This window comes from Bradyrhizobium ottawaense (assembly GCF_900099825.1).
GTDB classification, from domain to species: Bacteria; Pseudomonadota; Alphaproteobacteria; order Rhizobiales; family Xanthobacteraceae; genus Bradyrhizobium; species Bradyrhizobium ottawaense_A.
Map to the genome: position 1 here is coordinate 1,633,295 of NZ_LT629693.1, position 26,836 is coordinate 1,660,130.

A 26,836-nucleotide genomic window follows, 5' to 3' on the forward strand; every position below is an offset into this window, starting at 1 on the left:
TTTTCCCTCATGGGTCAGTATGTCCTGCGTCGCCTGTTGATCGCAGTGCCGAGCCTGCTCGGCATTTCGCTCGTTCTGTTCACCGTACTGGCGCTGGCGCCCGGCGATCCCTTTAGCGATCTGGCGACCAATCCGAACGTACCGCCCGAAGTAGCGCAGGCACTTCGGGCCAAGTTCGGCCTCGACGATCCGATCTATCTTCGCTACCTGCACTGGCTGGTGGCGATGGCACAGGGCGACTGGGGCTTCTCCTTTGCCAGCCGGGCGAATGTCGACACCCTCATCCTGCAGCGCCTGCCCACCACGCTCTATGTGATCGGTTCGGCGCAGCTGCTGGCGCTTGTGATTGCAATCCCGGTCGGCGTCTATGCCGCCACACGTCCGTATTCGATCTTCGACCAGATCGCCAATACCTTCGCCTTCATCGGCTTTTCGCTGCCGACCTTCTTCACCGGCCTGCTGTTCATCCTGGTTTTTTCGGTCAAGCTGGACTGGCTGCCCTTCGTCTATTCGACCGACATCAAGGGAACAGGCATCCACTGGGTGCTCGAACAGATCAAGCAAGCCATCATGCCGGTGATGGTGCTCGGCCTGTTCCAGGCGGCCTCCATGACCCGCTTCGTGCGCTCGGCCATGCTGGACGTGATCCGGCTCGACTACGTCACCACCGCCCGCGCCAAGGGGCTCGGCCAGGCCAACGTGATCGTCAAGCATGTGATGCGCAACGCCATGATCCCGGTCGTCACCCTGATCGCGTTGCAGATACCGGCGGTGTTCGGCGGCGCCATCGTCACCGAGCAGATTTTTCGCATTCCCGGCATCGGCTCTCTGCTGATTTCCTCCATTCTCTCCAATGACACGCCGGTGGTGATGGCCGTGACCTTCGTCTTCGCCTGCCTTGTGGTGTTCTTCAATCTGATCGCGGATGTGCTGTATGGCTGGCTTGACCCTCGCATCTCGCTCCGCTGAGCGGGGCGGCTACTCGCCCTGGCGCGAGACCTGGCGGCGCTATCGCCGCCACAAGCTCGCCGTGGTCAGCGCGGTGCTGCTGCTGGTGCTGGCCGCGGCGGTGATCTTCGGCCCCTTCGTCTGGCGTGTCGCCATCAATGAAATCGATTTCACCGCGCGGCTCGAGGGCCCCTCGTTCGCCCACCCCTTCGGCACCGACGATCTGGGTCAGGATATTCTCGCCCGCATGATCTACGGCGGCCGCATCTCGCTCGCGGTCGGGCTTGCCGCGATGGCGGTGTCCGTCATCGTCGGCACGCTGATCGGCGCGCTCGCCGGCATGTCGCGCGGCGCGCTCGGCCACGCGCTGATGTGGCTCACCGATCTCTTTCTCTCGCTGCCGCAATTGCCGCTGCTGCTGCTCCTGATCTACCTGTTCCGCGACGGGCTCAAGGCCGCTTTCGGTCCGGAGGGCGGCATCTTCATTCTGATCGTTCTGGTCATCGGCGGCCTGCGCTGGATGCCGGTCGCGCGACTGGTGCGCGCCCAGTTCCTCTCGCTGCGCGAGAAGGAGTTCGTCGAGGCCGCCCGCGCGCTCGGCGCCAGTCCGTTGCGGCAGATCGTCCGCCATATCCTGCCCAACGCGCTCGGGCCGGTCATCATTGCGGGCACCATCGATGTCGCCGCCGCCATCATCGCGGAATCGACGCTGTCGTTTCTCGGCCTCGGCTTTCCGCCGGATACCCCGACCTGGGGCCGACTGCTCTACGACGCCAAGGATTATCTCGACATCGCCGCGCACTGGGCCTTGTTCCCGGGCGGGGCGATCTTCATCGCCGTCGTCGCCATCAACTTCATCGGCGACGGGTTGCGCGACGCGCTCGACGCGCGGCGGGTGATCTGATGGCGCCGCTGCTCGAAATCAAGGGCCTGAAGACCCACTTCGCCACCGACGACGGCATCCTGCAGGCCGTCGACGGTGTCGATCTCTCGATCAACAAGGGCGAGACCCTGTGCGTGGTCGGTGAATCCGGTTGCGGCAAGACCGTCACCGCGATGTCGATCCTCAAGCTGATCGCGATGCCGCCGGGCCGCATCGTCGCAGGCCAGATCATCTTCGAGGGCCGCGACCTGGTGCCGCTGACCAGCGATCAACTGGATGAAGTCCGGGCCAAGGAAATCGGTTTCATCTTCCAGGAGCCGATGACCTCGCTCAACCCGGTGCTGTCGATCGGCGAGCAGATCGCCGAGAGCCTGCGCCGCCACGAGGCCGTGACGCGCAAGCAGGCGCTCGCCCGCACCATCGAGATGCTGCAACTGGTCCAGCTCCCGAATGCCGCCGGCCGCGTCCATGACTACCCGCACCAGTTCTCGGGCGGCATGCGCCAGCGCGTCATGATCGCGATGGCGCTGGCCTGCAAGCCCAAGCTCGTCATCGCCGACGAACCGACCACCGCGCTCGACGTCACCATCCAGGCCCAAATCCTCGATCTGCTGCAGGACATGAAGGAACGCTTCGGCATGGCGGTCATGCTGATCACCCATGCGATGGGCGTGGTGGCCGAGACCGCGCAGCGCGTGGTGGTGATGTACGCCGGCAAGATCGTCGAGGAGGCCGACGTCGACAGCCTGTTCGAAAGCCCGGGCCATCCCTACACGCAGGGCCTGATCCGCTCGATCCCACGCATCGACCTCGCCGCCACGCACAAGACCCGGCTGGAGGCGATTGGCGGTTCGGTGCCGAGCCTGATCAATCCCGCCCCCGGCTGCCGCTTCGCCGCGCGCTGCCGCCACGTCATGAGCATCTGCACCGAAGTGGAACCGCTGCTGCGCGAGATCGCGCCCGGTCACCGCATGGCCTGCCATCTCGGAGCTGTGCCATGAGCGAGCTTCCGATGAGCGAATCTTTGACGCGTGCGCCCGAAACCAGCGAGCCGCTGCTGCGCGTCACCAATCTCAAGAAGCATTTTGCCGTCAAGGGCGGACTGCTTTCGCGCGAGGTCGGGCGCGTTCATGCGGTGGACGGCGTCTCCTTTGCGGTGAAGCGCGGCGAGACGCTCGGACTGGTCGGCGAGTCCGGCTGCGGCAAATCCACCACCGCCCGCTGCGTGCTACGCCTGATCGAACCCAGCGAAGGCGAGATCATCTTCGACGGGCAGAACGTGCTGAGCCTCGACGGCGACGATCTGCGCGCGATGCGGCGCAACATCCAGATCGTATTCCAGGACCCGTTCGCCTCGCTCAATCCGCGCATGACCGTCGGCGCAATCCTCGGCGAAGCCTTCATCATCCACAAGCTCGCCTCCTCGGCCAGCGAGCGCGAGGAGCGGGTCGCGAACCTGCTTCTCAAGGTCGGGCTTAAGCCCGAGCACATGCGGCGCTACCCGCACGAATTTTCCGGCGGCCAGCGCCAGCGCATCGTGATCGCGCGTGCGCTCGCGGTCGAGCCCAAGTTCATCGTCTGCGACGAGCCGGTTTCGGCGCTCGACGTTTCGATCCAGGCGCAGGTGATCAATCTCCTGGAAGACCTGCAGGCCGAGCTGAACCTCACTTATCTGTTCGTGGCGCACGACCTGTCCGTCGTCGAGCATATTTCCGACCGCGTCGCGGTGATGTATCTCGGCCGCATCGTCGAGCTTGCCAGCGCCAGCGACCTCTACCGCAACCCGCAGCATCCCTACACGCAGGCGCTACTGTCAGCCGTGCCGGTGCCGGACCCCAAGGTGAAGCGCAAGCGGATCCGCCTGCAGGGCGACGTGCCAAGCCCGATGAACCCGCCCAAGGGCTGCCATTTCCACACCCGCTGCCCGATCGCCGAACCCCGCTGCCGCGAAGTTGCGCCCGAACTGAAGCAGGGCAGCGACGGACATTTCGTGGCGTGCCACCTCGCATAAGGCTTTGCGTAGCCCGGATGCGCGTAGCGAAATCCGGGACCCGTCTAACACCTCCCTGGATTTCGCTACGCTCATCCGGGCTACGAATCCGGCTCGTTCCTTTTAGTCTACACGATCCTGTTTTCCCGCAGTGCTGCGATGGCGGCCGCATCATAGCCGAGCTCGGCCAGCACCAGATCGGTGTGCTCGCCCAGCGTCGGCGCCCGCGTCACGATCTCGCCGGGCGTTTCCGACAGCCGGACTGCGGCGCGCGCCAGCGGCGCGGGTTTTGGCAAGCCGGGATAATCGACCTCCTGCAGGAAGCCGGCGGCGCGGATGTGCGGATGATCCAGCGCCTGCTGCGGGCTCAGCACCGGGCCGGCCGGGATCATCGCCTTGCCGAGGGTATCGAGCGCCTCCTGCGAGGTGCGCTCGGCGCACCAGCGCGCCATCCGCTCGCTGATCACGGGACCGTTCTCGCCGCGCTTGAGATCGTCGGCGAAGCGCGGATCCTGCAGCCAGTGATCCTCGCCCATCAAGTTGGCCCAGCGGATGAACAGCGGGTGGCCCGTGACCTGGCACAACACCCAGCCGTCCTTCGTGCGATAGATGTCGATGGGCGCCGCGGTCTGGCCGAGATTGCCGGTCGGAACGCGATTGGCCGCGATCACGGCCTGTTCGATCAGCGTCGCATTGGTGAAGGAGAGCGCGGTCGCCAGCAACGCGCCCTCGACGATCTGGCCGCGCCCGGACTTCGCTTTCTCCATCAGCGCCGCGAGCGTGCCGAACGCACAATGCAGCGCCGTTCCGAAGTCCACCCAGCTGACCGCGGCCCGGTACGGCGGATCGCCTTTGCCGGTCATGTAGACCGCGCCCGACATCACCTGCCCGACGCCGTCGAAGCCGACCCGATCGGACCACGGGCCGGGCCCGCCAAACGCGGTCGCCGTGGTCAGGATGATATCCGGCTTGATCGCCTTCAGCGACTCGTAATCGAGCTTCATTGCCTGGAGCGTCTGCGGCGGCAGATTGGCGACGACGACATCGGCGGTGGCGATCAGCCGGCGCATCACCTCCTGGCCCTCGGGCTTCATCGGATTGAGCGTGATGCACTTCTTGTTGCGGTTGATCTGCAGGAACAGCGCGCCCTCGCCGCCTTCGCCGACGGGCGCGACGAAGCGATCCTCGCTGCCGTCACGCTTTTCGACGCGGATGACCTCAGCGCCGAATTCGGCCAGCAAGGTCGCGCAATATGGCCCCGCGATATAGCGCCCGAAATCCAGGACGCGCACGCCCTCCAGAACTCCCCCCATCAGTCCATCCCTTTTGTTTTACTTGACGGAAGCGTTCTCCAATTGAGGACATCGAGTCAACCATTCTGGCGTCTCCCACGGTCTCGCAGGCGTTTCCGTGATGGCCGGCTCGGCACAACCAATTTCGACACAGTTCTGTCGTCGTTATCAGGCTAATTCCGTTTGCCGGATGGGGGCTGCCTTGATGCTTTGGAAGTGGTGGGCTTACGCTGTCATACTCTGTTGCCTGGGCTCTCCCGCGCGTGCCGCCGGTATCCAGCTTCTCGAGTCCGGCCCTGGTTTGGCGGGCGCCATCTGGTATCCCTGCGCGGCGGCGCCGCAGAACGTTCCACTCGGCAGTCTTGCGGTGGATTGGACCGATTCGCTTCAAGGCGTGAAGGATTGTCCCATCGTGGGGACAAAGCTGCCGCTGGTGGTTCTCTCGCACGGCCGTGGCGGCTGGTTCGGGGTCCACCATGACACGGCAGAAGCGCTGGCCGACGCCGGCTTTGTCGTGGCCGCGATCAACCATCCCGGCGATACCTTCAGCGACTCATCGAAGCGCGACACGCTTTCCCCCTGGGCGTCACGCCCGGAAGATATCGTTCGCCTGCTCGATTTCATGCTGAACGACTGGAAGGACAAGGCGTCGATCGATCCCGCCCGAATAGGCTTTTTCGGCTTTTCATTCGGCGGCTACACCGGGCTGGTGCTGGCCGGAGCCAAGCCGGACTTTGGCAGGGTCGCACGATTTTGCACGGATACGACCGGAACGTGCGCGCAACTTCACAACGGCGAAACACCGCCAGACCCGCCGCATGATGCGCGTATCCGGGCCGCGGTGATTGCGGATTCGGCGAGCATCGCTTTCACGAAACAGAATCTGGCTGCTATCAAAATTCCGCTCCAGTTCTGGCGGTCCGAACGGGGAGGTGGCGGCGTGGGTCCGGATGGCACGGCGCGCGTCGCCGATGAATTGCCGGGCAAGCCGGACATTCACACCGTGCCGGCCGGTCACTTTGCGTTTCTTTCGCCATGCTCACCGCAACTCGCGGCCAACCTGCCGCGCTTCTGTACCGATCCGCCCGGTTTCGACCGGACGGCCTTTCACCGTGAATTCGACGCCAGCATTGTCGGCTTCTTTCGCAATCATCTTGCCGCTGGCGGCGAGAACCGTTGAACAGACCGGATTATCGCAAGCGCGCCGCCTCGATCGCGTGCCAGATGCGCGACGGCGTCGCCGGCATGTCGAGATGCGTTACCCCCAGCGGCGTCAGTGCATTCATCACGGCATTCATGATGGTGGCGGGCGCGGCAATGGCGCCGGCCTGACCGCTTCCCTTCACGCCCAGCCGGTTGGCTTTACTTGGAAAGTCAGGTGTCAGACTGCCCTCGAACGAGGGAATATCGTCGGCACGCGGCAGCGCATAGTCCATCAGCGATCCCGAAAGGATCTGGCCGGTCTCGACGTCGTACAGCGCGTGCTCGAATAGTGCCTGTCCGATGCCCTGCACCACGCCGCCATGCACCTGCCCCAGCGTCAGGCGCGGATCGAGCAGGCGGCCGTAGTCATCGAAGATCACGTAACGCGCTAGTTTCACCTCGCCGGTCGCCGGATCAATCTCGACTTCGGCGACATGGCATCCATTGGGAAAGGTGTAGCGGTCGCAGAGATGGGTTGCCCTGTGCGCCAGGCCGGGTGCGACGTCGTCGCTCGCCAGCTGGTACGAGACGCGCGCCACCTCGTCGACGCTGATCTCCTGCCCGGTCGCGGCCACCCGCAACAGGCCTGCTTCGTAATTGACGGCATCGACGCCGGTCTGCAGCAGCCGCGCCGCCAGCCGCCGCGCATTCTCGATCAGGCCTTCGGCCGCCATCAGCAGTGCGGTGCCGCCCTGGTGCATGGAGCGCGCGCCGCCATGCCCGCCGCCGCTGTCGAGATCGTCGGTATCGCCCTGCCGAAATCGAAAACGCTCCAGCGGCAAGCCAAGCGCATGGGCCGCGATCTGGGCGTAGGTGGTTTCATGGCCCTGGCCATTGGAATGCGTGCCGACCTTCAGATCGATCAGGCCGTCCTCGCCGAAACCAAGCTCGGCGACTTCGTTGGGCTGGCCCCGCGCGGTTTCGAGAAAGCAGGCATAACCGAGACCACGCAATCGGCCCTTCGCGCGCGAGCTCTTTTGGCGCGCCTTGAATCCTTCCGCCGCAGCGACCGCGTGATCGATCGCGTGTGCAAAGCTGCCCTGCTCGACCGTCAGCCCCATCGCGCTCGCGTAGGGAAACCGGCTGACGATGTTCTTGCGCCGCAGCGCCAGCGCCTCCATGCCGAGCTGCGCTGCTGCAATGTCGATCAGGCGCTCGATCAGATAGTTCGACTCGGGCTTGCCGGCGCCGCGATAGGCGTCGACCGGCGTGGTGTTGGTGAAGACGCCCTGCGCCTGAAATGCGATCAGCGGAATGTCGTAAACGCCGCCCATCGCGCTTGCCATCGCCATGGTCGGCACCACAGGCGCTACCGTCGAGACATAGGCGCCGAGATTGGCGAGCACTTGTGTGTCGAGCGCCAGGAAGCGGCCGTTGCGATCGAGCGCCAGGCGCGCCCGGATGATGCTATCGCGGCCATGCACGGAGGCCACGAAATCCTCGCCGCGATCCCCGATCCATTTGACCGCGCGGCCGAGGCGGCGCGCCGCCCACAATACCAGCACCCATTCCGGATAGAGCACGTTCTTCATCCCGAAGCCGCCGCCGACGTCGGGAATGCTGACGCGCAACGCTTCACGGGGAATGCGAAACACGGAGTCGGCGAGCAGATCGCGGATCGCATGCGCACCGGCGGCGGAGGCTGTCAGGTGCAGACGGCCGCTCGACGCGTCGAACTCCCCGAGCGCGCCGCGGGTTTCCAGTGGTGCCGCGACCACGCGGTTGTTGACCAGTTCGCATTCCACGACATGCGCGGCACGGCCGATCGCGGCTTCCACCGGCCCGATCTCGCCGCGGTTGAACCGGAACGCGATGTTGTCGCTGGCTTCCGGCCAGATTAACGGGGCTCCCGACGTGACCGCGGCCGTGATCGCGACGACCGGCGCCAGCGGCTCGTAGTCGACGACGACAGCTTCGGCGGCATCGCGTGCGCTCTCAGCGCTGTCGGCGACCACGAAGGCGACGGGTTCGCCGACATGGCGCACCACGTCGCGCGCCAGCGCGTGACAGGGCGGCACCACCAGCGGCGTTGTCATCGGGATCTGGGTCACCGCGCAGGGCAGCGGGCCAATATGGTCGGCAGCCAGATCGGATCCGGTGAGCACGGCGGCGACACCGGGCATCCGGCGTGCCGCATCGGCTTGAATCTGGCGAATGCGCGCATGCGCATGCGGCGAGCGAACGACAACGCCGTGAAGCGCGTTCGGCGTCGCCAGATCGGCGATGTAACGTCCGCGCCCCCGCACGAAGCGCGCGTCTTCAAGACGATTGATGCTGCGCCCCAACAATGGCTCGGTCATGCCGGTTGTATGGAACTGGGTAGCCGTGAAGGCAATAGCAGCCATGTTTCAAATGGTACCCTTGAATGGTTGGAATAGTCCGTCGCCCTATCCTAGTATGGATTGCCTGCATCCATACCCCGAGCCGCGTCCGATCGTGCCGCCGAAGACCTCGGCAACGCCATCCATCTCGAACATGTCAACGTCCAGGTCCCCGATCAGCGGCTGGCGATGTTGTTTTACGTCACGGGGCTTGGGCTGACCCGCGATCCCTATCTGATGGTGTCCGACACCAACATGTGGATCAATGTGGGCAAGAGCCAGTTTCATCTGCCTGAAGGCAGAGCGCAGGTTCTGCGCGGCCATACCGGACTGGTCATTGAAGGCCGCGCGGCGCTGCTCGACCGGCTCGCTTCCGTCGCCAAAAAGCTCGAAAGCACGGCGTTCGCATTCACCGAGCATAACGACTACGTCGAGGCGATCTGTCCGTGGGGCAATCGCGTGCGCTGTTACGAGCCGGACGCAGATCGTTTCGGGCGCATCACGCTCGGCATTCCCCATGTCGAATTCGAGGTGCCGGTCGGAACGGCACCGGCGATCTGTGCCTTCTATCCCGAGATCATGGGAATGCCGGCGGAACTGCGAAACGGCGACCGCCCCGTCGCGGTCGTGAAGACCGGTCACGGCCAGCATCTGCGGTTCCGCGAGAGCGACCGGTCGCAGGGCGAATACGACGGCCACCATGTGCAGATCTACATCACGAATTTTTCCGGACCGCACCGGCGGCTCGCGGAACGCAACCTGATCTTCAGCGAGGACAACCCGTACCAGTACCGGTTTCGCGACCTCGTCGATCTCGCAAGCGGCAAGCACCTGTTCACGGTCGAGCACGAGGTGCGCAGCGCCACCCATCCGATGTTCATGCGGCCGATGGTCAACCGCAATCCGGCACAGAACAACCGCAACTACGCCCTCGGCCACGACCAGTGGCTGTGGGCGATGGGACCGGACGAATACGACCGCCGTTAGCTCCCAGGTGCACCGGTCCGGCGTCCCGTTAACGGGGTCTTGACTGTTATCCGGGCCTATTTGATGCTGCAGCGCACGATAACGTCGGGGTGAGCCGAATTGCGAGACAGCAAATGGGATGAGCGGTTCATGCTTCTGGCCCACCATCTGGCGGAATGGAGCATCGAAAAAGGACGGCGCGTCGGCGCCGTCATCGTCGGGCCCGACAATGAAGTTCGCTCCACCGGGTTCAACGGCCTGCCGCGCGGCGTGAACGATGCGGTGGAGGAACGTCACTCCCGCATCACCGGCGCAAAATACATCTGGAGCTGCCACGCCGAACAGAACGCCATCTTCAACGCGGCCCGCATCGGCATCGCGCTGAAGGGCTGCGCGATCTACGTGCCCTGGTTTCCCTGCGTCGAATGCACCAAGGCGATCATTCAGTCGGGGATCACGGAGGTCATAGGCTACGAACTCGACCGTCCGAACTCCAATTGGGCCCAGGATTTCGCCATCGCCAGCACGATGCTGAAGGAAGCCAACGTGGTCGTCCGGTTCATTCCGAGGCTCGCAGAGCTGCCGGATGTATCCGACGATAACAGCTGAGCCGTTGCTTCCCGTCACCTGGTGCCGTAGGCGCGGTCCCCCGCGTCGCCAAGGCCCGGCACGATAAAGGCGTCCTTGTCGAGCCCCTCGTCGATGGCGGCGAGCCAGACCGGAACGTCCGGGTGAATGCCGCGCATGCGCTCGATCCCTTCCGGCGAAGCGATCAGGCTGACCAGGCGGATGTCATTGGCGCCCCGCTCCTTGAGCCGGTCGACCGCAGCGACCGACAGGTTCGCCGTCGCCAGCACGGGAGAAACCACGATCACGAGCCGCTCGTGCAGATCGCTCGGGGCCTTGAAGAAATATTCCACCGCCGTGAACGTCTCTGGCTCGCGATAGAGCCCGATATGGGCGACACGCGCGGTCGGCACCAGGTCGAGCATGCCGTCCGCGAAGGTGACGCCGGCGCGCAGCACCGGCGCGAACACCAGTTTCTTGCCTGAAATCTCCGGCGATTTCATCTTCGCCAGCGGCGTCTCGATCTCGACATCGGCGAGCGGCAGATCGCGGGTCACCTCGTAGCACAGCAGCATCCCGATCTCCTTGAGGAGTTCGCGAAACGACTTGGTCGAGGTGTCCTTGCTGCGCAACAGTGTCAGCTTGTGCTGCACCAGCGGGTGGCTAACGATCGTGACGCCTTCCATGACCTAGGATCCCTGCTTTTTAAATTTGAGCATGATCTCCGCGCAAACGCGTTCCGCGTTTGTCGCGAGGGAAAACCGGTGCCCACTTTTTCGGATCATGCTCTAAAACACCGTGCCGTCGCTGACGATCTTTACTGGCGGCGACGCATCGGCGCGGCGATCGCGTGCCAGCCGCCGGCCCGCCGCCCAGGTGCCGCCTTCGAGAATTTTCGCCAGCGGCAGTGCGTCGGCGTCGAGCCCGAGACGGCGCCGCACGCCGTCGGCAACGCGATCGAGCAATGCCACCGTCAACGCCCGCCATTCCACGACAAGGGATGAAGCCACATCGTGCTCGCGCGATGCATCACCTTCGTCGCGGAACGTCAGCACGCCGTGATCGACGAACAGTCCGCCGTTGCGATATTCGGCGAGGCCCGTCAGCCCGTCGATATCGGTCACATCGATGCCGGCGCGCTGCAGCGGCTCGATCAGAGAATAGGTCAGCCACTGCGAGAGCTTGTGCAGCGGCATCAGATGGCTGGTCGCGTCCCCGGTCGTCAGCATCGGATGCTTCCAGCAATCGCCGAGCGCAATCCCGCCGAGCGTCAGCCGCGACGGCCAGATCGGCCCGAGCTCCTTCAGAAGCTCCGACAATATTGTCGGCGCCGGAAGCCTGCGATCAGCGGCAAGCTTTGCCAGCCGATCGAACAGCCCGCCGGGCCGCGGCGTATCGTTGAGTCCGAACACACCTGGCTTTGCGGCCGACAACCTGCCGAGGCTGCGCAATAAATTCACGCGGCCATCGAGGCCGACCAGCGGATTGTCCGCCGAGACCTGCATGCCGCGTTCGAGGTCGGCCACGGTGAAATTCGTAAGCCGCTCGGCATCGGCCCGAAGCGGATCTTTGGGATCGGACGAGAAGGCGCCGCTCGTGAACATCGCAAGGCTCGCCAGTCCCAATCCTTCCGAGCGGCCGATCGCCGATCCGCTGACGGGATCGCGGTAACGCCACGACGGGCCGGCGCCGGCGTCGAGGAAGACGCTGACCATGGCGAGATCGAATTCGGCACGGGCCCGCGCCGCCGGATCGGGCCATGCGATCCGGTCGGCTAACTCAATCCAGCGATCGACACCGTCAATCGCAAAATGCCGCCAGCGCGAATGAAACGGTATCGCCAGCGTGGGATAGGCCTTGCGCGTGGTCTCCGCGACCAGTTCAGCGGTCGCGTCCATGCGATCGAGGTGGATGCGAAAGTTCGCAAGCCCGTCCTCGAGGCCGATCGCCAGCAGCCGATGGGCGCGCTGGCGAACCGCTCCGGCGTTCAGCAACGACAACGCTGCCGCCGTCTCGGGATTTTCGACAGACACCGCCGCGCTCAATATTTGTCGAGCGAGCGGCCGACGAAGTCCCGCTGGGTCGGTTCATCCGGCGAATAATAGCCGGCGGCTTTCTTCGCAACGATTTCGACCTGGGCATCCGCCGGCACCAGATCGTCGGGGATCGGCACGCGTTCGACGATGTCGATGCCCTGGCTTACCAGCGCGTCGTACTTCATGTCGCTCATGGAAACGAAGCGGTCGATCCGCTTCAGGCCGAGCCAGTGCACGACGTCAGGCATCAACTGCTGGAATCGTGCATCCTGCACGCCCGCGACGCATTCTGTGCGCTCGAAATACTGGGCCGCGGCGTCGCCGCCTTCCTGCCGCTTGCGCGCGTTGTAGACCAGGAATTTGGTGACCTCGCCGAGCGCGCGGCCTTCCTTGCGGTTGTAGATGATGATGCCGAGCCCGCCTGTTTGCCCGGCCCGCACGCACTCCTCGATGCCGTGCAGCAGATACGGCCGGCAGGTGCAGATATCCGAACCGAACACATCGGAGCCGTTGCATTCGTCATGCACGCGGCAGGTGATGCGGGTGCGATGATCAGGCAGCTTGGTGACATCGCCGAACAGATAGGCGGTGGTGCCGCCGATCGGCGGAAGGAACACATGAAGGTCGGGCCGCGTCACCAGTTCGGGAAACATGCCCGCGGTCTGCTCGAACAACTGCCGGCGCAGGTTATTTTCGGTGGTGGCGAAGCGCGCCGCAATTCCCGGCAGATACCACACCGGGTCGATCGCGATCTTGACGACGGAGACACTTCCGCTCTCGTGAACGACATCGCCGTCGCGCTTGAGCCGGCCCGCCGTGATCGCTGCCTGCAACTCCGGCAGATCGAGCCGCGCGCGGGTGACGGCGATACTCGGGCGGATGTCGATGCCCTCGGCGATTTGCTTCGAAAATTCTACCGCGGCGAGATGCCCCCACGGGTCGAGCGAGACGATCTTGTTTGGATCGGTCCATTGCGGGAACGGCCCGATCACCGCCGCCGGCTGGGTATTGGTCAGGTCAGGACGCCGGATCGGATCGAGCTCGCCTGAGGAGACCGCCAGCGCGCGATAGATCGAATAGGAGCCGCTATGGGTGCCGATCACGTTACGGTCCTGCGGACGTGAAACCGTGCCGATGACCGGCCCGCGTTCGCGCGCCGTCGCTGCGCCCCAGTGGATCGGGAATTCAACCTTCGCGCCCGGCGCCGGGTGGGAAGTGATCCGGATATGGTCAGTCCGATTGGAGCGAGTCATCGTCACACACCAATAGATGCCGATTGTCCGCCGAGCGGAGGGTCCGGCCGTAACAATCGAAGGATTCTCCAATATGGAGGAATAGCCGCAGAATACAACGGGCGTTTGGCGGTGGCGCCGGCCGGCGACGGGTGGATCGCGCCCGTCTCCGCTGGAATCGAAATCTTGTAGGGAATCTCGCTATTTATGGGGTCTGGAAGCAGCATTTGCCCCGGGAAACGGGGAATTTCGAGGCGGTATCAGGGAATAGTGATACGCCGGCGCGCGGGGTCGAACGCGCGGACAGCAAGAAGCCGCTCGGGCTCGCGATCCATCGCCATCCACCGGGCGCTGCGCCGGATCACTTCAGCACATTCTTCTGGGGTTCGATCGGCGGGGGCAGGTCCTGACTTCCCAGCAGCGCGAGCATCTCGCGTTCGATCATTCGCTTCATCGCGTCCAGCGGAAGCGCATTGGGCTCCAGCCCGAATGGATCCTCGAGTTGATGGCCGAGCGCATCGAGTCCGAAGAAGGTGTAGGCAACGAGCAGGACGGGCAGAAGCGTCCACCAGTCCAGCGATCCGGCAAGCGCGAACGGCAGCGTCAGACAGAAAATGAGGGCCGTCCGGTGCAGCAGCAGGGAATAGGCGAACGGCACGGGGGTCGATACGATGCGTTCGCATCCGCCCTGTACGTTGGAGAGTACGGTGATCTGACCTTCGAGGACTGAATAGTGGATTTGTCCGATCCGATCCTGGCGCACCAGCGTCAGGCAATATCTTCCGATCTGATAGAGCACGGCATCCGTTCGGTTGGGGCTGCCTGAAGCAGCGCCAATATCGCACCAATGCTTGATCGCCACCAGTTCGTCTTCGCCCCGCAGGCGGGCCGCCAGTCCGGCGGTGAAGCCGCACAAGCCGCGGAGAAGAAAGCGCCGATCGTCGTCCTCCAACGTGGAGACCTGACGCGCAAACGACCGGCAGGCGATGATCAATTCGCCCCAAAGCTCCCGGCCCTCCCACCAGCGGGCGTAGCAGGCGTTGTTTCGGAAACTCATGAAGACGGACAGTGCAATCCCGATCAAGGTAAAGGGAATGGCGCTGATCCGCGCGAAGATGCCAGGATGCTCTCGTGCGGCGAAGATGGCGATCACGCTGACGAGTGCAATCGTCATGAGTTGAGGCGTGATCCGCGGCAGGATCGAGCCGTTGACCGCAAATACGATATCCTTGAAGCTGGGCTTGGAACGAACGATCATGTCGGCTTCCGCGAAAGCCTCGCTCTTTCGGCGCTGTCATCTCGTTTCTGCATGATCGTTACCTGGATTGTCCCTTTCGGTCGCCGCGCTTGATCGCGAACCCTATCGCGCGCGCAAAGCAACAGCCGCGCCACTCCGGCAGACGATCGGAATCTCAAAGACTTAAAGATTCAAACTCACGTGGTCCATGGACATTTTGTCCAGTGACAGAGGACAAATTGTCCATGGAAATCAATATGATAGCGTGATTTACTGGGAGCCGCCAGCAGCTTCAGGAGCGCTTGACCATGACGGACAGCAAGCCTCGTTATAAGACCTACCATCACCCCGCCGGTGGGTGGGGTGCTGCAGCCGCCACCGCAAAAGTGCTGCTCGAGCAGAGCGTCGTCACCAAGGGCTCTCGCGCCTTGCTCGCGATGAACCAGCCGGGCGGCTTCAAATGTCCGAGCTGCGCCTTTCCCGACGCGGATTGCAAAAAGACACTCGATTTCTGCGAGAACGGCGCCAAGGCGCTGGCCTTCGAGGCGACGAAGCGAAGGGTCACCCGGGAATTCTTTGAGCAATACACCGTGTCCGAACTGATGGAGAAGTCGGACTACTGGCTCGAAATGCAGGGGCGCCTGACCGAGCCGATGCGCTACGACGCTGCTTCCGACCGATATGTGCCGTGCGATTGGGACGCGGCATTTGCCATGATCGGAAGTCATTTGCGGGCGCTTGAGAGTCCCCACCACGCCGAATTCTACACGTCCGGTCGCACACCCAACGAAGCTGCATTCCTGTACGCAATTTTCATTCGCCAGTTCGGCACCAACAACTTCCCCGACTGCTCGAATATGTGTCACGAACCCACGAGCCGCGGCCTGCCCCCCTCTATCGGGGTTGGAAAAGGAACCGTGGTACTGGAGGACTTCGAGCACGCTGAAGCCATATTCGTCATTGGACAGAATACCGGCACCAATTCGCCGCGCATGATGACCAATCTGGTTGAAGCGCGAAAGCGCGGCGTCCCGATTGTCGCCGTCAATCCCATGCCGGAGCGGGCTCTTATACGCTTCGCCGAGCCGCAGGACATCCTGCAGATGGCGACGTTCGGATCGAGTCCGATAGCAAGCGAATTCGTTCACATCCGCATTGGCGGTGACCTCGCCCTTCTCAAGGGCATGATGAGGGTGATGTTCGAGCGCGACGCCAAAGGCGAGAAGGTCCTCGACCACGAATTCATCCGTGCGCATACGGTCGGTTTGGAAGCCATCCGCGAGGAAGTGCTGGCCCAGGAGTGGAAAGACATCGTCGAGGTCTCCGGCGTCGACGAGGCACAGATTCGCCGCGTTGCCGACATCTACATCCGCTCGCGCGCGACAATGATCTGCTATGGAATGGGCCTGACCCAGCATCAGGATGGCTCGCGGCTGCTCCAGCAGGTGGTGAATCTGCTCCTGCTGCGCGGCAATTTCGGCAAGCCCGGTGGCGGCATTTCACCTATTCGCGGCCATTCGAACGTCCAGGGCGACCGGACGGTCGGCATCGATGAAAAGCCGTCCGAGGAGTACCTGGATCGCGTGCGCGACGTCTTCGGCTTTGAGCCACCCCGCGCGCACGGCCACCACACCATCGAATCCATCGAAGCGATGCATGACGGCGTCGCCAAGGTCTTCATCGGGATGGGCGGCAACTTCGTTCGCGCCGTTCCCGACACCGAAAGATCATATGCCGCCATGCGAAAGCTGGCATTGACGGTCGGCATCGCGATCAAATTGAACCGGGGCCACCTGGTTCATGGGCGCGACGCGCTGATCCTGCCGGTGATCTCCCGTTCCGAGATGATACACACGTCGGCAGGAGAGCAGTTCGTCACGATCGAAGATTCGATGTCCAATGTCACGGCGTCACGTGGCGTATTGAAGCCTGCCAGCCCTGATTTGCTGCCGGAAGTCGAAATTGTCTGCCGGATGGCGCGCGCTACGCTTCCGGACAGCAAGATCCCGTGGGAAAGCTATATTCACGACTACGATCTCATTCGCGACAAGATCGCCGCCGTTTATCCGGAGATCTACAGCGATTTCTCCGAGAAGATAAAAAACCCAAAGGGCCTTCACCTCGACGTGCCGCCGCGCCGGCTGGTTTGGCCCACGCCCAACGGCAAAGCGAATTTCCTGCTGTTGCCGGGCCTCGAGGTAAACGTTCCCGTTGCCGACCCGACGATGTTGCGGTTGGCGACAGTCCGCTCGCACGACCAGTTCAACACGACCATCTACAGCTATAACGACCGTTATCGCGGCGTCTACAACGATCGCATGGTGCTCTTCATGAATGCGGAGGACCGAAGCGCGCGGGGGCTGGAGTCGGGATCGCGCGTCACGCTCGAAACCATCTGTGACGACGGTGTCCAGCGTCGCGTGGATGGATTGACGGTGCTGGATTATCCGATGCCGCGCGGGGCTGTCGCGGGATATTACCCCGAACTGAATCCCCTTTTGCCTCTCGGTTATTACGACAAGATCAGCGGTACGCCTGCCGCCAAGTCGATCCCGGTTCGTGTCGTTACCTAGTTGTCGAAACCGCTTGTTGCGGAGAGCTTCGGCATTTCAAGAAGGAGGCGGTGTTGCTTGGGCATCTCGATCCGGTGATCTTGGCGCGCGCGCAGTTCGCGTTCACCGTCTCCTTCCACTTCGTCTTCCCGGCCTTTTCCATAGGGCTCGCAAGCTACCTGATGGTGCTTGAGGGCCTCTGGTTGAAGACGGGAGATGGCGTCTACGCCAACCTCTACCGCTACTGGCTCAAGATCTTCGCGGTCGTGTTTGGCATGGGTGTCGTCTCGGGCGTTGTCATGTCCTACCAGTTCGGTACGAACTGGTCGGTGTTTTCGACCAAGGCAGGACCGATCGTCGGTCCATTGATGGCCTATGAGGTGCTTACCGCCTTCTTCCTGGAGGCCGGATTCCTCGGAGTCATGCTGTTCGGCATCAGCAAAGTGGGCAAGCGCCTGCATTTCTTCGCCACCTGCATGGTCGCGCTCGGCACGCTCATCTCCGCCACCTGGATCATCGCCGTGAACAGCTGGATGCAGACGCCGGCGGGCTTTGCGATCAACGCCAAGGGGCAATTCGTACCGGCAGGCTCCTGGCTTCCGATCATCTTCACGGCCAGCTTTCCCTATCGCCTCGTCCACACCGTGATCGCGGCCTATCTCACCACCGCGCTCGTCGTTGGTGGCGTCGGCGCCTGGCACCTCCTCAAGGACCGCACCAATCCAGGCGCTCGCAAGATGTTCTCGATGGCAATGTGGATGGCGGCGATCGTGGCACCCATCCAGATCCTGGTCGGAGACGCGCACGGACTGAACACGCTGGAACATCAGCCGGCCAAGGTGCTGGCAATGGAGGGCGACTATCAGCCGAGCCCCAATGGGGCCCCGCTGATCCTGTTCGGCCTGCCGAGCAACGACGAGGCCCGTGTCCGTTACGAAGTGGCCGTGCCCCATATCGGATCGCTGATCCTGAAGCATGATCCGTACGCACCGCTTCCCGGCCTTACCGACTTCCCGCGCGACCAATGGCCCCCGGCCCCAATCATATTCTGGTCGTTCCGGATCATGGTGGCGTTGGGATTCGCCATGCTCGGTGTCGGCCTTTGGAGCCTGCTCGCCCGCGCCCGCAGGAAGCTCTACGACTGGCCAGCGCTGCATGGCGTCGCCGTCGCCATGGGGCCAGCCGGCTTCGTCGCGGTGATCGCGGGCTGGGTCACGACCGAGGTCGGCCGTCAGCCCTTCACGATCTATGGCCTGCTCCGCACCGCGGAATCGCACTCCCCGCTTGCCGCCCCGGCCGTGGCGGCGTCGCTGCTTGCCTTCGTGATCGTCTACTTCAGCGCCTTCGGAGCGGGAACCTATTATCTGCTGCGCCTGATGGCGAAAGCGCCCGAGCGCAACGAAACGGAACCGCCGAACCTGCCGCAGCGCGCGGCCGGCATCACGCCAGCGTCAGGCGTCGGCGTGCCTCTGCCGGCGGGGGAGTGAGCGCCATGGGTAGCATCGACCTCACGATCGTCTGGGCGGTGATCATCGGCTTTGCGGTGATTGCCTATGTCGTCATGGACGGCTTCGACCTAGGCATCGGCATCCTGTTCCCGACCCTGGCGGTCGGCAGCGAGCGCGATCAGGCGATGAACTCGATCGCGCCGGTGTGGGACGGCAATGAGACCTGGCTGGTCATGGGCGGCGGCGGATTGTTCGCTGCCTTTCCGCTCGCCTATGCCATCATTCTTCCGGCGACCTATCCGCTGATGATCGCGATGCTGCTGGGCCTCGTCTTCCGCGGTGTCGCCTTCGAGTTCCGCTGGCGCGACGCGCGTCACCGGCCGCTATGGGACTTTGCATTTTCGCTGGGCTCGGTGGTCGCGGCGCTATCGCAAGGCATCACGCTCGGCGCAGTCCTGCAGGGCATTCATGTCGAGAACGACGCCTATGCAGGCGGATGGCTCGACTGGTTGAGCCCGTTCAGCCTATTGACCGGCGCGGCGGTGGTGATCGGGTATGCGCTGCTGGGTGCGACCTGGCTCGTCTGGAAAACGGAAGGGACGAGCCAGCAACATGCGCGCGGCGCCGCGTTCTGGCTCGGTGCCGGAACGCTCGTCGCGCTCGCCGCGGTGAGCGCGGCGACACCGTTCCTTGGCTATGATTACTGGCGGCGCTGGTTCGCCATGCCCGGCGTTTTGCTGACGGCCCAGGTGCCGCTGCTCGTAGCGATTTGCGCGGCCACTTTCTTCTGGAGCCTCGGCCGCAATTTCGAGCGGCTTCCTTTCCTGATGGCGCTTGCGCTATTCCTGCTTGGCTTCCTTGGGCTTGGCATCAGCATGTATCCCTATGTCGTGCCTCGCGCGGTGACGATCTGGGACGCCGCCGCGCCGCCCGAGAGCCAGTCGTTCATGCTGGTGGGCGCGCTCGTCATCATCCCCTTGATCCTTGCCTATACAGGCTGGGCCTATTGGGTCTTCCGGGGCAAGGCGGGCGTTCACGGATACCATTGATGGAACGCAAACTGCCACTTTGGAAAAGGCTCGCCTGGATGGCTGCGATCTGGTCCGCCAGTGTCATCGCGCTCGGAGGCGTCGCCGGCCTGATCCGTCTATGTCTGAAGGATTGAGGACGCAGGTTCAGCCAATGCCGAAGTCCGCAGCGCTGGACGACAAAGACCGCCGTTCGGAGAACACGATGCGGTCCGGATGGGTGAAGATCTCGTATCCATCGTCGCGCGCGACGGCGATCAGGGTAATTCCGGCCTGCTCAGCGGTCTCTATCGCAAGCGTCGTGGGCGCGGAAACAGCGACAAGAACCGGAACACCGATCATTGCCGTCTTCTGCACCATCTCGACCGAGACTCTGCTGGTGAGCAGGACGGCGCCATTCGATCGAACCCTGTTGCAGCCGATCAGCGCGCCGGCAAGCTTATCGAGCGCATTGTGGCGACCGACATCCTCTCGCACCAAACCGATGCCTTCGGAGACGTCCCAGAAAGCGGCAGCGTGCATCGCGCGGGTTTTCTGGTTGAGGCACTGCAAGGGCGCCAGCGCAGACATCGCGCCGAGCAGGTCAGCGGCGCGAAACTTCGAACGGCTTGCCACCCGCCGCGGGACCAAACGTGCCTGTTCAAGACTTTCGATCCCGCAGAGCCCGCAACCTGCCGGCCCCACGATCGCACGTCGGCGAGCGACGAACGATCTGGAGCGGTCCGCAACAAGCCACATGCGAACTTCGACGCCGAGTTCGCTCTCGACCAGCTCAACGCTGCTGATCTCCTCGGCCCGTTCCACGACCCCTTCCGTGATGCTAAAGCCGACGGCAAAGTCATGAAGATGGGCAGGCGTTGCCATCATCACGGCGTAGGTCGTCCCATCGTAGGTCAACGCAACGCCCTTCTCTTCCGCCACGGTGCGCGACGACGGGGTTGGGCGGCCTGCGCGCCAGATGAGCATTTTCCTTTCGGCGAGAGCGTCATTCGCTGTCATCGCGACACCTCCCGGGGCGCTGATGGTAGATTGACATCGCGGGCGATCCTTGCGCGGACAATCTCGCAAGTCCGAGGCTCGACAGCGTGGCTACAGATGGCGGCTGGACTCGTCGCCGCCAAATTTGCCGTTGTGGCGCCAACAGGCGGCAGAGCACTGGCATTCAGCTGACCGCAAGATGATTTTCGATGGTGCTCACACCTGGCGCCGCCCAAGCCGCCTGTTCGGCTTCATCGCGCTCGGCCAAACACCGAACCGCGCCTTCGAGGACCACGGTACGACCGTTGACCTTCACAGTGATCCGATCCGTATCGAGACGGGCATTTCGAGAGAGCGCGTCGGCGATAATCTCCTGGCTCAGGCCTTGCGGCCCATCGGGATTATCGATCACGACTGAATCGGTTATCCCTTTGACTCCGCGCAACGGGCGCACGGCATTTTCCGCGTCCAGCTTCTCGTAGTAGTACAGTACTTTGCCGCTGAGCGTGACCCAGCCGTCGTGAACGACGGGCTTGATCGTCTTCGACGGTACAAAAACGTTAGCCTCAAGGGCCTGCAATACGCTCTGTGTCAAATCGGCATCGTTTGGTTGCGTTCCCTCTGGCGTCACTTCCAGATCATTGGCGAGTCCCGCGACGCCGGCAATGTGCTTCACCACGCTCCCGGCCTCGCATTTGGTGGCGTAACTTTGTACGCGGCCGGCAAGTGTGACCACCCTGTTGCGGGCGGTTACGGTGATGTGGCCCGCATCGACCCTTGAATTCCAGGCGAGTCCCTTCTCGACGTCTTGACGAAGCTCCGTGTCGGTTTTCATGACGGGCACCTCAGTCCTGATCAGGGAGTCGACCCGGGTGGCAAATTGCGGAGCCTTCAACGTTACGGTCAGGTTCGTCGCAAGCGCAGACGGGTTTCTCCCGTACCCGCTGTTGAGCGACGACGGCAACGCCATCACCGTGATGGCACCGTCTCAGGCGGCTTCAGGCAACAGGTGCCTGGTTGTTTACTTTACCCGACGACCCTTGAAAAACCCGGCGTTTGTCGTGTTCTGCTTGATGTTGGCGGTCTCGCCCTGCTCTGCCGTGTTGTCCACCTTCTTCGTGAATGACGTATCCTTCTTGACCTCCGACTCTCCACCCGGTCCCTTGGGGCTGCGATTAGCGGGCGGAATGGGCGGCATTTCGTTGTGGCGTGACATGGTGTGCGCCTCTATTCGTTGACGTGTTTGTGGCTCGGATTCCGAGTCCTCTGGCCACCTTGATCCAACTGTTTCCATCAAGGTGAACAGGATAACGCTAGTCGCTCCTGATGTCAGGCTCCCTTCACGTCTTATGCGCGATACGACAGAGCTATTTACCTGATTTTTCGTGATCGCGTTCCACCCCGTTTGACCGCCTCGTGGCCTACTCCAGGCAATGCGTCCAAGCGGCAGGCGCGCCAGAACAGGCACGCCAACTTCAGAGCAATGGACGTGCCAATTCGGGCAACAGCAATATCAATGGCTTGGAAGTCCGCATGATCCGACGGCGGGCAAATTGACGAAGTGGCAACAGACAAATTGTCCATGACAACGACAGGCAGCCTCAGGGAGCTTCGGGCAGCCAGACAGTGAACGTTGTTCCGATCCCAAGCTCGCTCTCGACCGAGATCCTGCCGCCTTGCCGCGTCACGAGCATCTGACTGATCGAAAGACCAAGCCCGGTCCCTTCGCGCCTTTTGGTCGTGAAGAACGGATCAAAAACCCGCTGCATCACATCGGCGGTCATACCGGCCCCCGTATCCGCAACCTCGATCACCATACCCGGACGTCCGTCCATATCGAGGTCGAACGTCCGCAAGGCGAGCCGACCGCCATCCGGCATGGCGTGAATGCCGTTCACGATCAGATTGACGAGGACCTGCTGCAGTTCGGTTCGATTCATCCGAACGAGGCGAGACGCATGGTCTTCTCTCTCGACGGAAATTGTCGTCTTCTTCAGCAGATGCTGAACAAGCGGCAGCGAGTCCGAGACAATGTCCGCTACGTCATGCTGCTCCAGGTAGCCTGCGTACTCCTGCGGCTTGGCGAACTGCAGCAGCTTGGTGACAATTTCGCTCATCCGATGCATCTGCTCGTCGATGAGCCGAAACTCCGTCTTCGCTTCTGCGGCCTTATCGCCCATCAGGTCGCGGATCACCTCAAGATTTCCCTGCATCACCGCGATCGGATTATTGATCTCGTGCGCCACGCCGGCGGTGATTTCACCGATCGCGGCAAGCTTCTCCGACATGATGAGCTGTTTGGTCGTCGTCTCCAATTGCCGATTGGCCTGCTGCAACTTGAGCGCGCGCTCCTCGACACGCCGGTTGAGCTCCTCATTCCATAAGCGCAACTGTGCGTCGCGCTCCTGGATTTGATCGAGGAGATGATCGAGATGAAGCGCCACCTGACCAATCTCGTCCTTGTCCTGGACATAGCCGGTTCGTGCGGCAAGATCGCCGCTTTCGACCCGAGCGATTGTTCCGGTCATGCTCTCCAGGGGCCTGAAAATGCTGCTGGCCCATTTCAGGAACAAGGGAACGGTCGCGGCGGTGACCACCAGGAAAGCGATCGCTATTCCCAGCAGGGTCTCGCGCTTTGCTTCCGTAAACGGCTTCTCGAGGAACCCGACATAGAGCATGCCGACCCGCCGGCCATAACCGTCGTTGATCGGCTCATATGCAGAAATATACCAGTCGTTCACGACAAAGGCGCTACCGAGCCATGTCCGTCCCTGGTCAAGCACGGCAGCACGCACGACCGACGAGACGCGCGTGCCGAGGGCCCGGCGACCCTCGAACAATCGTACATTGGTACTGATGCGGACATCATCGAGAAACAGCGTCGCCGTTCCTCGGCTGCCTTCGGGCAGGCTGGCGTCGTGATAGACCAGGTCGTTGATCGTGTCGATGAAAGCGAGGTTCTGATTCAGCAGGATGCCGCCCACCAGAGCCGCGCGTCGGCCGCCGGGCAGCGTCAGGGCGCTGGCTGAATGAATTATCATGCCACGCGTCTCCAGTGTGCGGCCGGCGTCCATGCGTTCAGGAGTTGGCAGCACCTCAAGACGCGCATGCTGAGCAAGCTCAGGCGACAATGCCGCAAGATCCTTGCTCTCGAATACGTCAATGTCCGTCTTCGGACGGCCGCTCAACGCCGAGCTGACGACCGGCCAATCCCATCGGATGGACGGTGAAGCAACAGGTTGTTCGCTGGCGAGGATGCGCCCGTCGCCGTCAACCACATAAAGAAAATCGAACTTGAGGACACTGGCTTTCTCCTTGAGCAGCGCCACAAGATCGCTGCTCGGAGTGTCGCCGGCCACGAGAAGGTCGCGAAACCGCGCCGATTCGCTGAAGGACACCAACTGCTGTTCGGTGTTCTCGAGAATTCGCGCCATATACTGCTGAGCGATGATCAAGTCGCCATCGACTTTGGAGATCAGCGTGGCGTCGAACCTTGCAGCCCAGCGATAGATGGAAATGCCAAGTAGCAGCGGCAGAATGACCAGCATCGGCAGCAGCGCAATCGCCAGCAGACGGTACCGGACCGAGCGTCTCCCGCCCGCCGTTACGGCCGGGGTCTTACGCATGCCAGTTTGCGCATTTGCGGTCGACGGTCTTGCGCGAGATACCAAGCCGGCGCGCGGCCTCTTCCCGGTCGCCGCCGGCCTCGCGGAGCACGGATAGAATGTGCCGTCGCTCGACCTCCGCCAGACTCTGCCCGTCGCGGTCGCTTGGCTCGACGGCCATTTCGAACTCTCCCGGAAATCCACCAAGAATAACCGTTCGCTCGATGAGGTTACGCAGCTCCCGGATATTGCCGGGCCAGTCATAGCGCGAAAGGGACGCCCGCACCCTCTCGTCGATCGGAACCGGCGGCATACCGAGCTGCTGCGCAAACTCGCGCATGAACAGTGCGGCAAGATTCTGCAAATCCTCGCCGCGATCCTTCAATGGAGGCAAATGAATTTGCATGACATTAATCCGAAAGTAGAGATCGGGCCGAAACGTCCCCGACTCCACACGGCTCTGCAGATCGGCATTGGTGGCAAAGACGAAACGGGCGTCGAACGGGACCTCGCGCTCAGAACCAACAGGCCGAACACGGCGATCTTCGAGAACCCGCAGCAGCTTGCTCTGCAGTGCATAAGGCAGTTCGCCGATTTCATCGAGGAACAGGGTGCCGCCCTGGGCATGCATGAACAGCCCCTCACGCGCCCTGCCGGCACCGGTGAAAGCACCCTTCAAATGTCCAAACAGCTCGCTCTCGATCATGTCCGCGGGTATTGCCGCGCAGTTGATTGGCACGAAAAGCTTGTCCGCCCGGTTGGAGAGCGAATGGAGCGAGCGGGCGGCGACCTCCTTGCCTGTCCCCGACTGACCGGTGAATAGTATCGATGTCGGCAAGGGAGCGACCCGCGCAATGATCTCGCGCACCTTTCGCATCGCCGTGGAGTCGCCAAGCATCTTGTTGCGCAAAATGACTTGTTGTGGTGTCGACTTCAATTCATGGCGAAGCACGTCATTTTCGCGCTGCAGCCGCGTCCGGTCGAGACATCGTGCAACGGCGTTAAGCAGCTGGTTGGAGCGAAACGGCTTCAGGACAAAATCGACCACACCGGCGCGCAGAGCCTCGATCGCGGTGTCGAGATCGGCGTAGGCCGTCATCAGGATCACGTCGGCAAAGAACCCGGTCGCCCGCTGTTCGGCAAGCCAGTCGAGCCCGTTCTTTCCAGGCATGATGTTGTCGAGGACAACGACGTCAAAATGCTGCTCGTCGAGCTTGAGCGATGCTTGCTTGACGTCCGACGCCTCTTCGATCCGCTTGCAACGCGGACCGAGCACCCGAACCAGGAAATTGCGCATGCCCGGCTCATCGTCGACGACCAGAATGGAGGCCTGCGCCAGCCACGGGCCGAACTCCGGATCCGCTACGGTTTCATCGGTCTTGCCGTTTGTCTCCAAAGGCATTTGGCCTCCTTCCGGCGCAGGCTCCGGCATTGCACGCGATAGTAGGACGAACTCGCCCAAAACGTAAAGCATCGACGGAGACAAGAGCCGATCGGCGATGCCGATGCAGCGGTTGATACACTGCTCCGCGGGCGGCACCAAAGGCGGCCTTCGCAATCGCATGTGGCCGGGATTTGTGGCCTCAATCGGGAACGTTCACCCTTGGGTTCGATGCCTCAACCGTGGCGCTCGGCTCAAAAGCACGCACGCGTTCTCGATTGAATTCGGCAGCCGCAAGACACCGCGTCACCCGTGTTCGTCGCGCTCGTCCGCTGGCCTGCTCCTCCTGTTGCTCGACCGTTCGCTACGCAACACGCGTGCCAGTCTTAACAGATCACAATATCAATGACTTTGGAGTCGTCCTTGCCGGTTTTGGACAATCTGTCCACGCTCGCCAGGACAACTTGTCCATTTCCGTTCGTGAACCGCGATCGCCACATCCGACGACGATCTTTTGATCTTGCGTTGGCAGTTAAGAAAATGGTCAGCTTCGACGGCAGATGCGTCGCTCGATCGCTGAGACCGCAACGTCTGCAGCGGACCAGGAAACCCGCGAGACGTGCCCATCGACAACACGATTGCCGCTCCCGAGTTGATGAAGCAAGACGTTTCATCGTGATCAACAAGGTGACAGGAGGCGAGAAATGCCTGAGATTCCAGTGGGAGCCAACGGAGCCTTCACGCTCGTCGTCGCGCCGGAATATCTGGCGAATCGGTTCAAGGATTCAATCCTGCCGCCCGTCCTGGCAACACCGCTGATGATCCTTGCGATGGAGAATGCCGCGCTGAACGCCATTCGCAACTATCTCGAACCGGGCCAGAGCGCGCTGGGCACCGCGGTCGACATCCGCCACATCGCAGCGACGCCAGTCGGCCAACGCGTCACGGCGAAAGCGGAAGTCACCCTGGTCGAGGGCCGGCGGATCGTGTTCGCGGTGACCGCCCACTAAAGTCGAGGAGATCGGCATGGGCACCCATGAGCGGATGGTGGTCGATCTCCGTCGCCTGACCCGGCGCCTCGAAGGTAAAAGCAGTCCGCTATAGCAGGCCTGGAGCGATGCCGCGGACTCCGCAGCAGGTGTCGCTCTGGACGCCGCTGCGATCGTCAA

The 26,836-nt window shown here is 62.7% G+C and carries 23 protein-coding genes; 12 read left to right on the forward strand and 11 right to left on the reverse strand.

The window, feature by feature from the left end:
• Window positions 1–9 precede the first annotated feature (9 nt).
• Genes BLR13_RS07640 through BLR13_RS07655 form a run of 4 tightly spaced genes read left to right on the forward strand, consistent with a single transcriptional unit; the run spans window position 10 to window position 3,842 of the window.
• Window positions 10–969, forward strand: coding sequence for an ABC transporter permease (locus BLR13_RS07640; protein WP_074825797.1), 960 nt, complete (start codon window positions 10–12; stop codon window positions 967–969).
• Window positions 935–1,852 (forward strand): ABC transporter permease, encoded by a 918-nt coding sequence (locus BLR13_RS07645; protein WP_074825794.1) that lies wholly within the window; start codon window positions 935–937, stop codon window positions 1,850–1,852. Before BLR13_RS07640 ends, BLR13_RS07645 begins: the two co-directional genes overlap by 35 nt.
• Window positions 1,852–2,832 (forward strand): ABC transporter ATP-binding protein, encoded by a 981-nt coding sequence (locus BLR13_RS07650; protein WP_074825793.1) that lies wholly within the window; start codon window positions 1,852–1,854, stop codon window positions 2,830–2,832. Before BLR13_RS07645 ends, BLR13_RS07650 begins: the two co-directional genes overlap by 1 nt.
• An 11-nt stretch (window positions 2,833–2,843) precedes the next feature.
• Complete coding sequence (locus BLR13_RS07655; RefSeq protein WP_074831801.1) at window positions 2,844–3,842, forward strand: ABC transporter ATP-binding protein; 999 nt, start codon at window positions 2,844–2,846, stop codon at window positions 3,840–3,842.
• 107 nt (window positions 3,843–3,949) lie between these two features.
• Here BLR13_RS07655 and BLR13_RS07660 read toward each other — a convergent pair whose 3' ends face one another.
• Window positions 3,950–5,134 carry a CaiB/BaiF CoA transferase family protein gene (locus BLR13_RS07660; RefSeq protein WP_074825792.1) on the reverse strand — a complete coding sequence of 395 codons (1,185 nt, stop codon included), beginning with the start codon at window positions 5,132–5,134 and terminating at the stop codon, window positions 3,950–3,952.
• 100 nt (window positions 5,135–5,234) lie between these two features.
• Between BLR13_RS07660 and BLR13_RS07665 the strand changes: the two genes are divergently transcribed.
• Window positions 5,235–6,293 (forward strand): alpha/beta hydrolase family protein, encoded by a 1,059-nt coding sequence (locus tag BLR13_RS07665; protein WP_349532613.1) that lies wholly within the window; start codon window positions 5,235–5,237, stop codon window positions 6,291–6,293.
• A 10-nt stretch (window positions 6,294–6,303) separates the two neighbouring features.
• Here the strand turns inward: BLR13_RS07665 and BLR13_RS07670 are convergent, their stop codons facing one another.
• Complete coding sequence (locus tag BLR13_RS07670) at window positions 6,304–8,661, reverse strand: xanthine dehydrogenase family protein molybdopterin-binding subunit (RefSeq protein ID WP_083387629.1); 2,358 nt, start codon at window positions 8,659–8,661, stop codon at window positions 6,304–6,306.
• Window positions 8,662–8,718: 57 nt separating this feature from the next.
• Here BLR13_RS07670 and BLR13_RS07675 point away from each other — a divergent pair, with 57 nt between their 5' ends.
• Both BLR13_RS07675 and BLR13_RS07680 read left to right on the forward strand, forming a co-directional pair.
• Window positions 8,719–9,624, forward strand: coding sequence for a hypothetical protein (locus BLR13_RS07675; protein ID WP_244525115.1), 906 nt, complete (start codon window positions 8,719–8,721; stop codon window positions 9,622–9,624).
• Between the two features lie 99 nt (window positions 9,625–9,723).
• Complete coding sequence (locus tag BLR13_RS07680) at window positions 9,724–10,212, forward strand: deoxycytidylate deaminase (protein WP_283806846.1); 489 nt, start codon at window positions 9,724–9,726, stop codon at window positions 10,210–10,212.
• A 14-nt stretch (window positions 10,213–10,226) separates the two neighbouring features.
• On the opposite strand, the gene upp is transcribed toward BLR13_RS07680, so the two are convergent.
• From upp to BLR13_RS07700, 4 genes are all read right to left on the reverse strand, one after another.
• Window positions 10,227–10,856: a uracil phosphoribosyltransferase gene (gene upp, locus BLR13_RS07685; protein WP_074825787.1), complete on the reverse strand. Its 630-nt coding sequence runs from the start codon at window positions 10,854–10,856 to the stop codon at window positions 10,227–10,229.
• Window positions 10,857–10,958: 102 nt separating this feature from the next.
• Entirely contained in the window at window positions 10,959–12,203 is a 1,245-nt protein-coding gene (locus tag BLR13_RS07690; protein ID WP_074831798.1) for a URC4/urg3 family protein, read from the reverse strand.
• A gap of 8 nt (window positions 12,204–12,211) precedes the next feature.
• Complete coding sequence (locus tag BLR13_RS07695) at window positions 12,212–13,459, reverse strand: GTP cyclohydrolase II (protein ID WP_074825786.1); 1,248 nt, start codon at window positions 13,457–13,459, stop codon at window positions 12,212–12,214.
• 340 nt (window positions 13,460–13,799) lie between these two features.
• Window positions 13,800–14,696, reverse strand: a complete 897-nt coding sequence (locus tag BLR13_RS07700) for a bestrophin family protein (RefSeq protein ID WP_074825784.1) — start codon at window positions 14,694–14,696, stop codon at window positions 13,800–13,802.
• A 287-nt stretch (window positions 14,697–14,983) separates the two neighbouring features.
• On the opposite strand from BLR13_RS07700, the gene BLR13_RS07705 reads away from it, so the two are divergent.
• The 4 genes from BLR13_RS07705 to BLR13_RS07720 are packed head-to-tail and all read left to right on the forward strand — an operon-like array spanning window position 14,984 to window position 19,840.
• A complete protein-coding gene (locus tag BLR13_RS07705) occupies window positions 14,984–17,248 on the forward strand; it encodes an FdhF/YdeP family oxidoreductase (protein ID WP_074825783.1) in 2,265 nt (754 codons plus the stop codon).
• Between the two features lie 53 nt (window positions 17,249–17,301).
• Window positions 17,302–18,714, forward strand: coding sequence for a cytochrome ubiquinol oxidase subunit I (locus BLR13_RS07710; protein WP_074831796.1), 1,413 nt, complete (start codon window positions 17,302–17,304; stop codon window positions 18,712–18,714).
• Window positions 18,715–18,719: 5 nt separating this feature from the next.
• A complete protein-coding gene (gene cydB, locus BLR13_RS07715; protein WP_074825781.1) occupies window positions 18,720–19,724 on the forward strand; it encodes a cytochrome d ubiquinol oxidase subunit II in 1,005 nt (334 codons plus the stop codon).
• Entirely contained in the window at window positions 19,724–19,840 is a 117-nt protein-coding gene (locus BLR13_RS07720; protein ID WP_074825780.1) for a DUF2474 domain-containing protein, read from the forward strand. Before cydB ends, BLR13_RS07720 begins: the two co-directional genes overlap by 1 nt.
• 10 nt (window positions 19,841–19,850) lie before the next feature.
• On the opposite strand, the gene fdhD is transcribed toward BLR13_RS07720, so the two are convergent.
• The 5 genes from fdhD to BLR13_RS07745 all read right to left on the reverse strand — a co-directional run bounded on the left by fdhD (window position 19,851) and on the right by BLR13_RS07745 (window position 25,688).
• The gene (gene fdhD / locus BLR13_RS07725) at window positions 19,851–20,702 is read right to left on the reverse strand and encodes a formate dehydrogenase accessory sulfurtransferase FdhD (protein ID WP_074825778.1); all 852 of its coding nucleotides are present in this window, start codon (window positions 20,700–20,702) and stop codon (window positions 19,851–19,853) included.
• A gap of 163 nt (window positions 20,703–20,865) precedes the next feature.
• Entirely contained in the window at window positions 20,866–21,516 is a 651-nt protein-coding gene (locus tag BLR13_RS07730) for a BON domain-containing protein (protein ID WP_074831795.1), read from the reverse strand.
• A gap of 186 nt (window positions 21,517–21,702) precedes the next feature.
• Window positions 21,703–21,897, reverse strand: coding sequence for a hypothetical protein (locus BLR13_RS07735; RefSeq protein ID WP_074825775.1), 195 nt, complete (start codon window positions 21,895–21,897; stop codon window positions 21,703–21,705).
• A 385-nt stretch (window positions 21,898–22,282) separates the two neighbouring features.
• Window positions 22,283–24,307 carry a sensor histidine kinase gene (locus BLR13_RS07740; RefSeq protein WP_074825774.1) on the reverse strand — a complete coding sequence of 675 codons (2,025 nt, stop codon included), beginning with the start codon at window positions 24,305–24,307 and terminating at the stop codon, window positions 22,283–22,285.
• Window positions 24,300–25,688: a sigma-54-dependent transcriptional regulator gene (locus BLR13_RS07745; protein WP_074831793.1), complete on the reverse strand. Its 1,389-nt coding sequence runs from the start codon at window positions 25,686–25,688 to the stop codon at window positions 24,300–24,302. The genes BLR13_RS07740 and BLR13_RS07745 overlap by 8 nt, the downstream gene beginning before the upstream one ends.
• A gap of 683 nt (window positions 25,689–26,371) precedes the next feature.
• Here BLR13_RS07745 and BLR13_RS07750 point away from each other — a divergent pair.
• Complete coding sequence (locus BLR13_RS07750) at window positions 26,372–26,677, forward strand: thioesterase family protein (protein ID WP_244525116.1); 306 nt, start codon at window positions 26,372–26,374, stop codon at window positions 26,675–26,677.
• The last annotated feature ends 159 nt before the right edge of the window (window positions 26,678–26,836 follow it).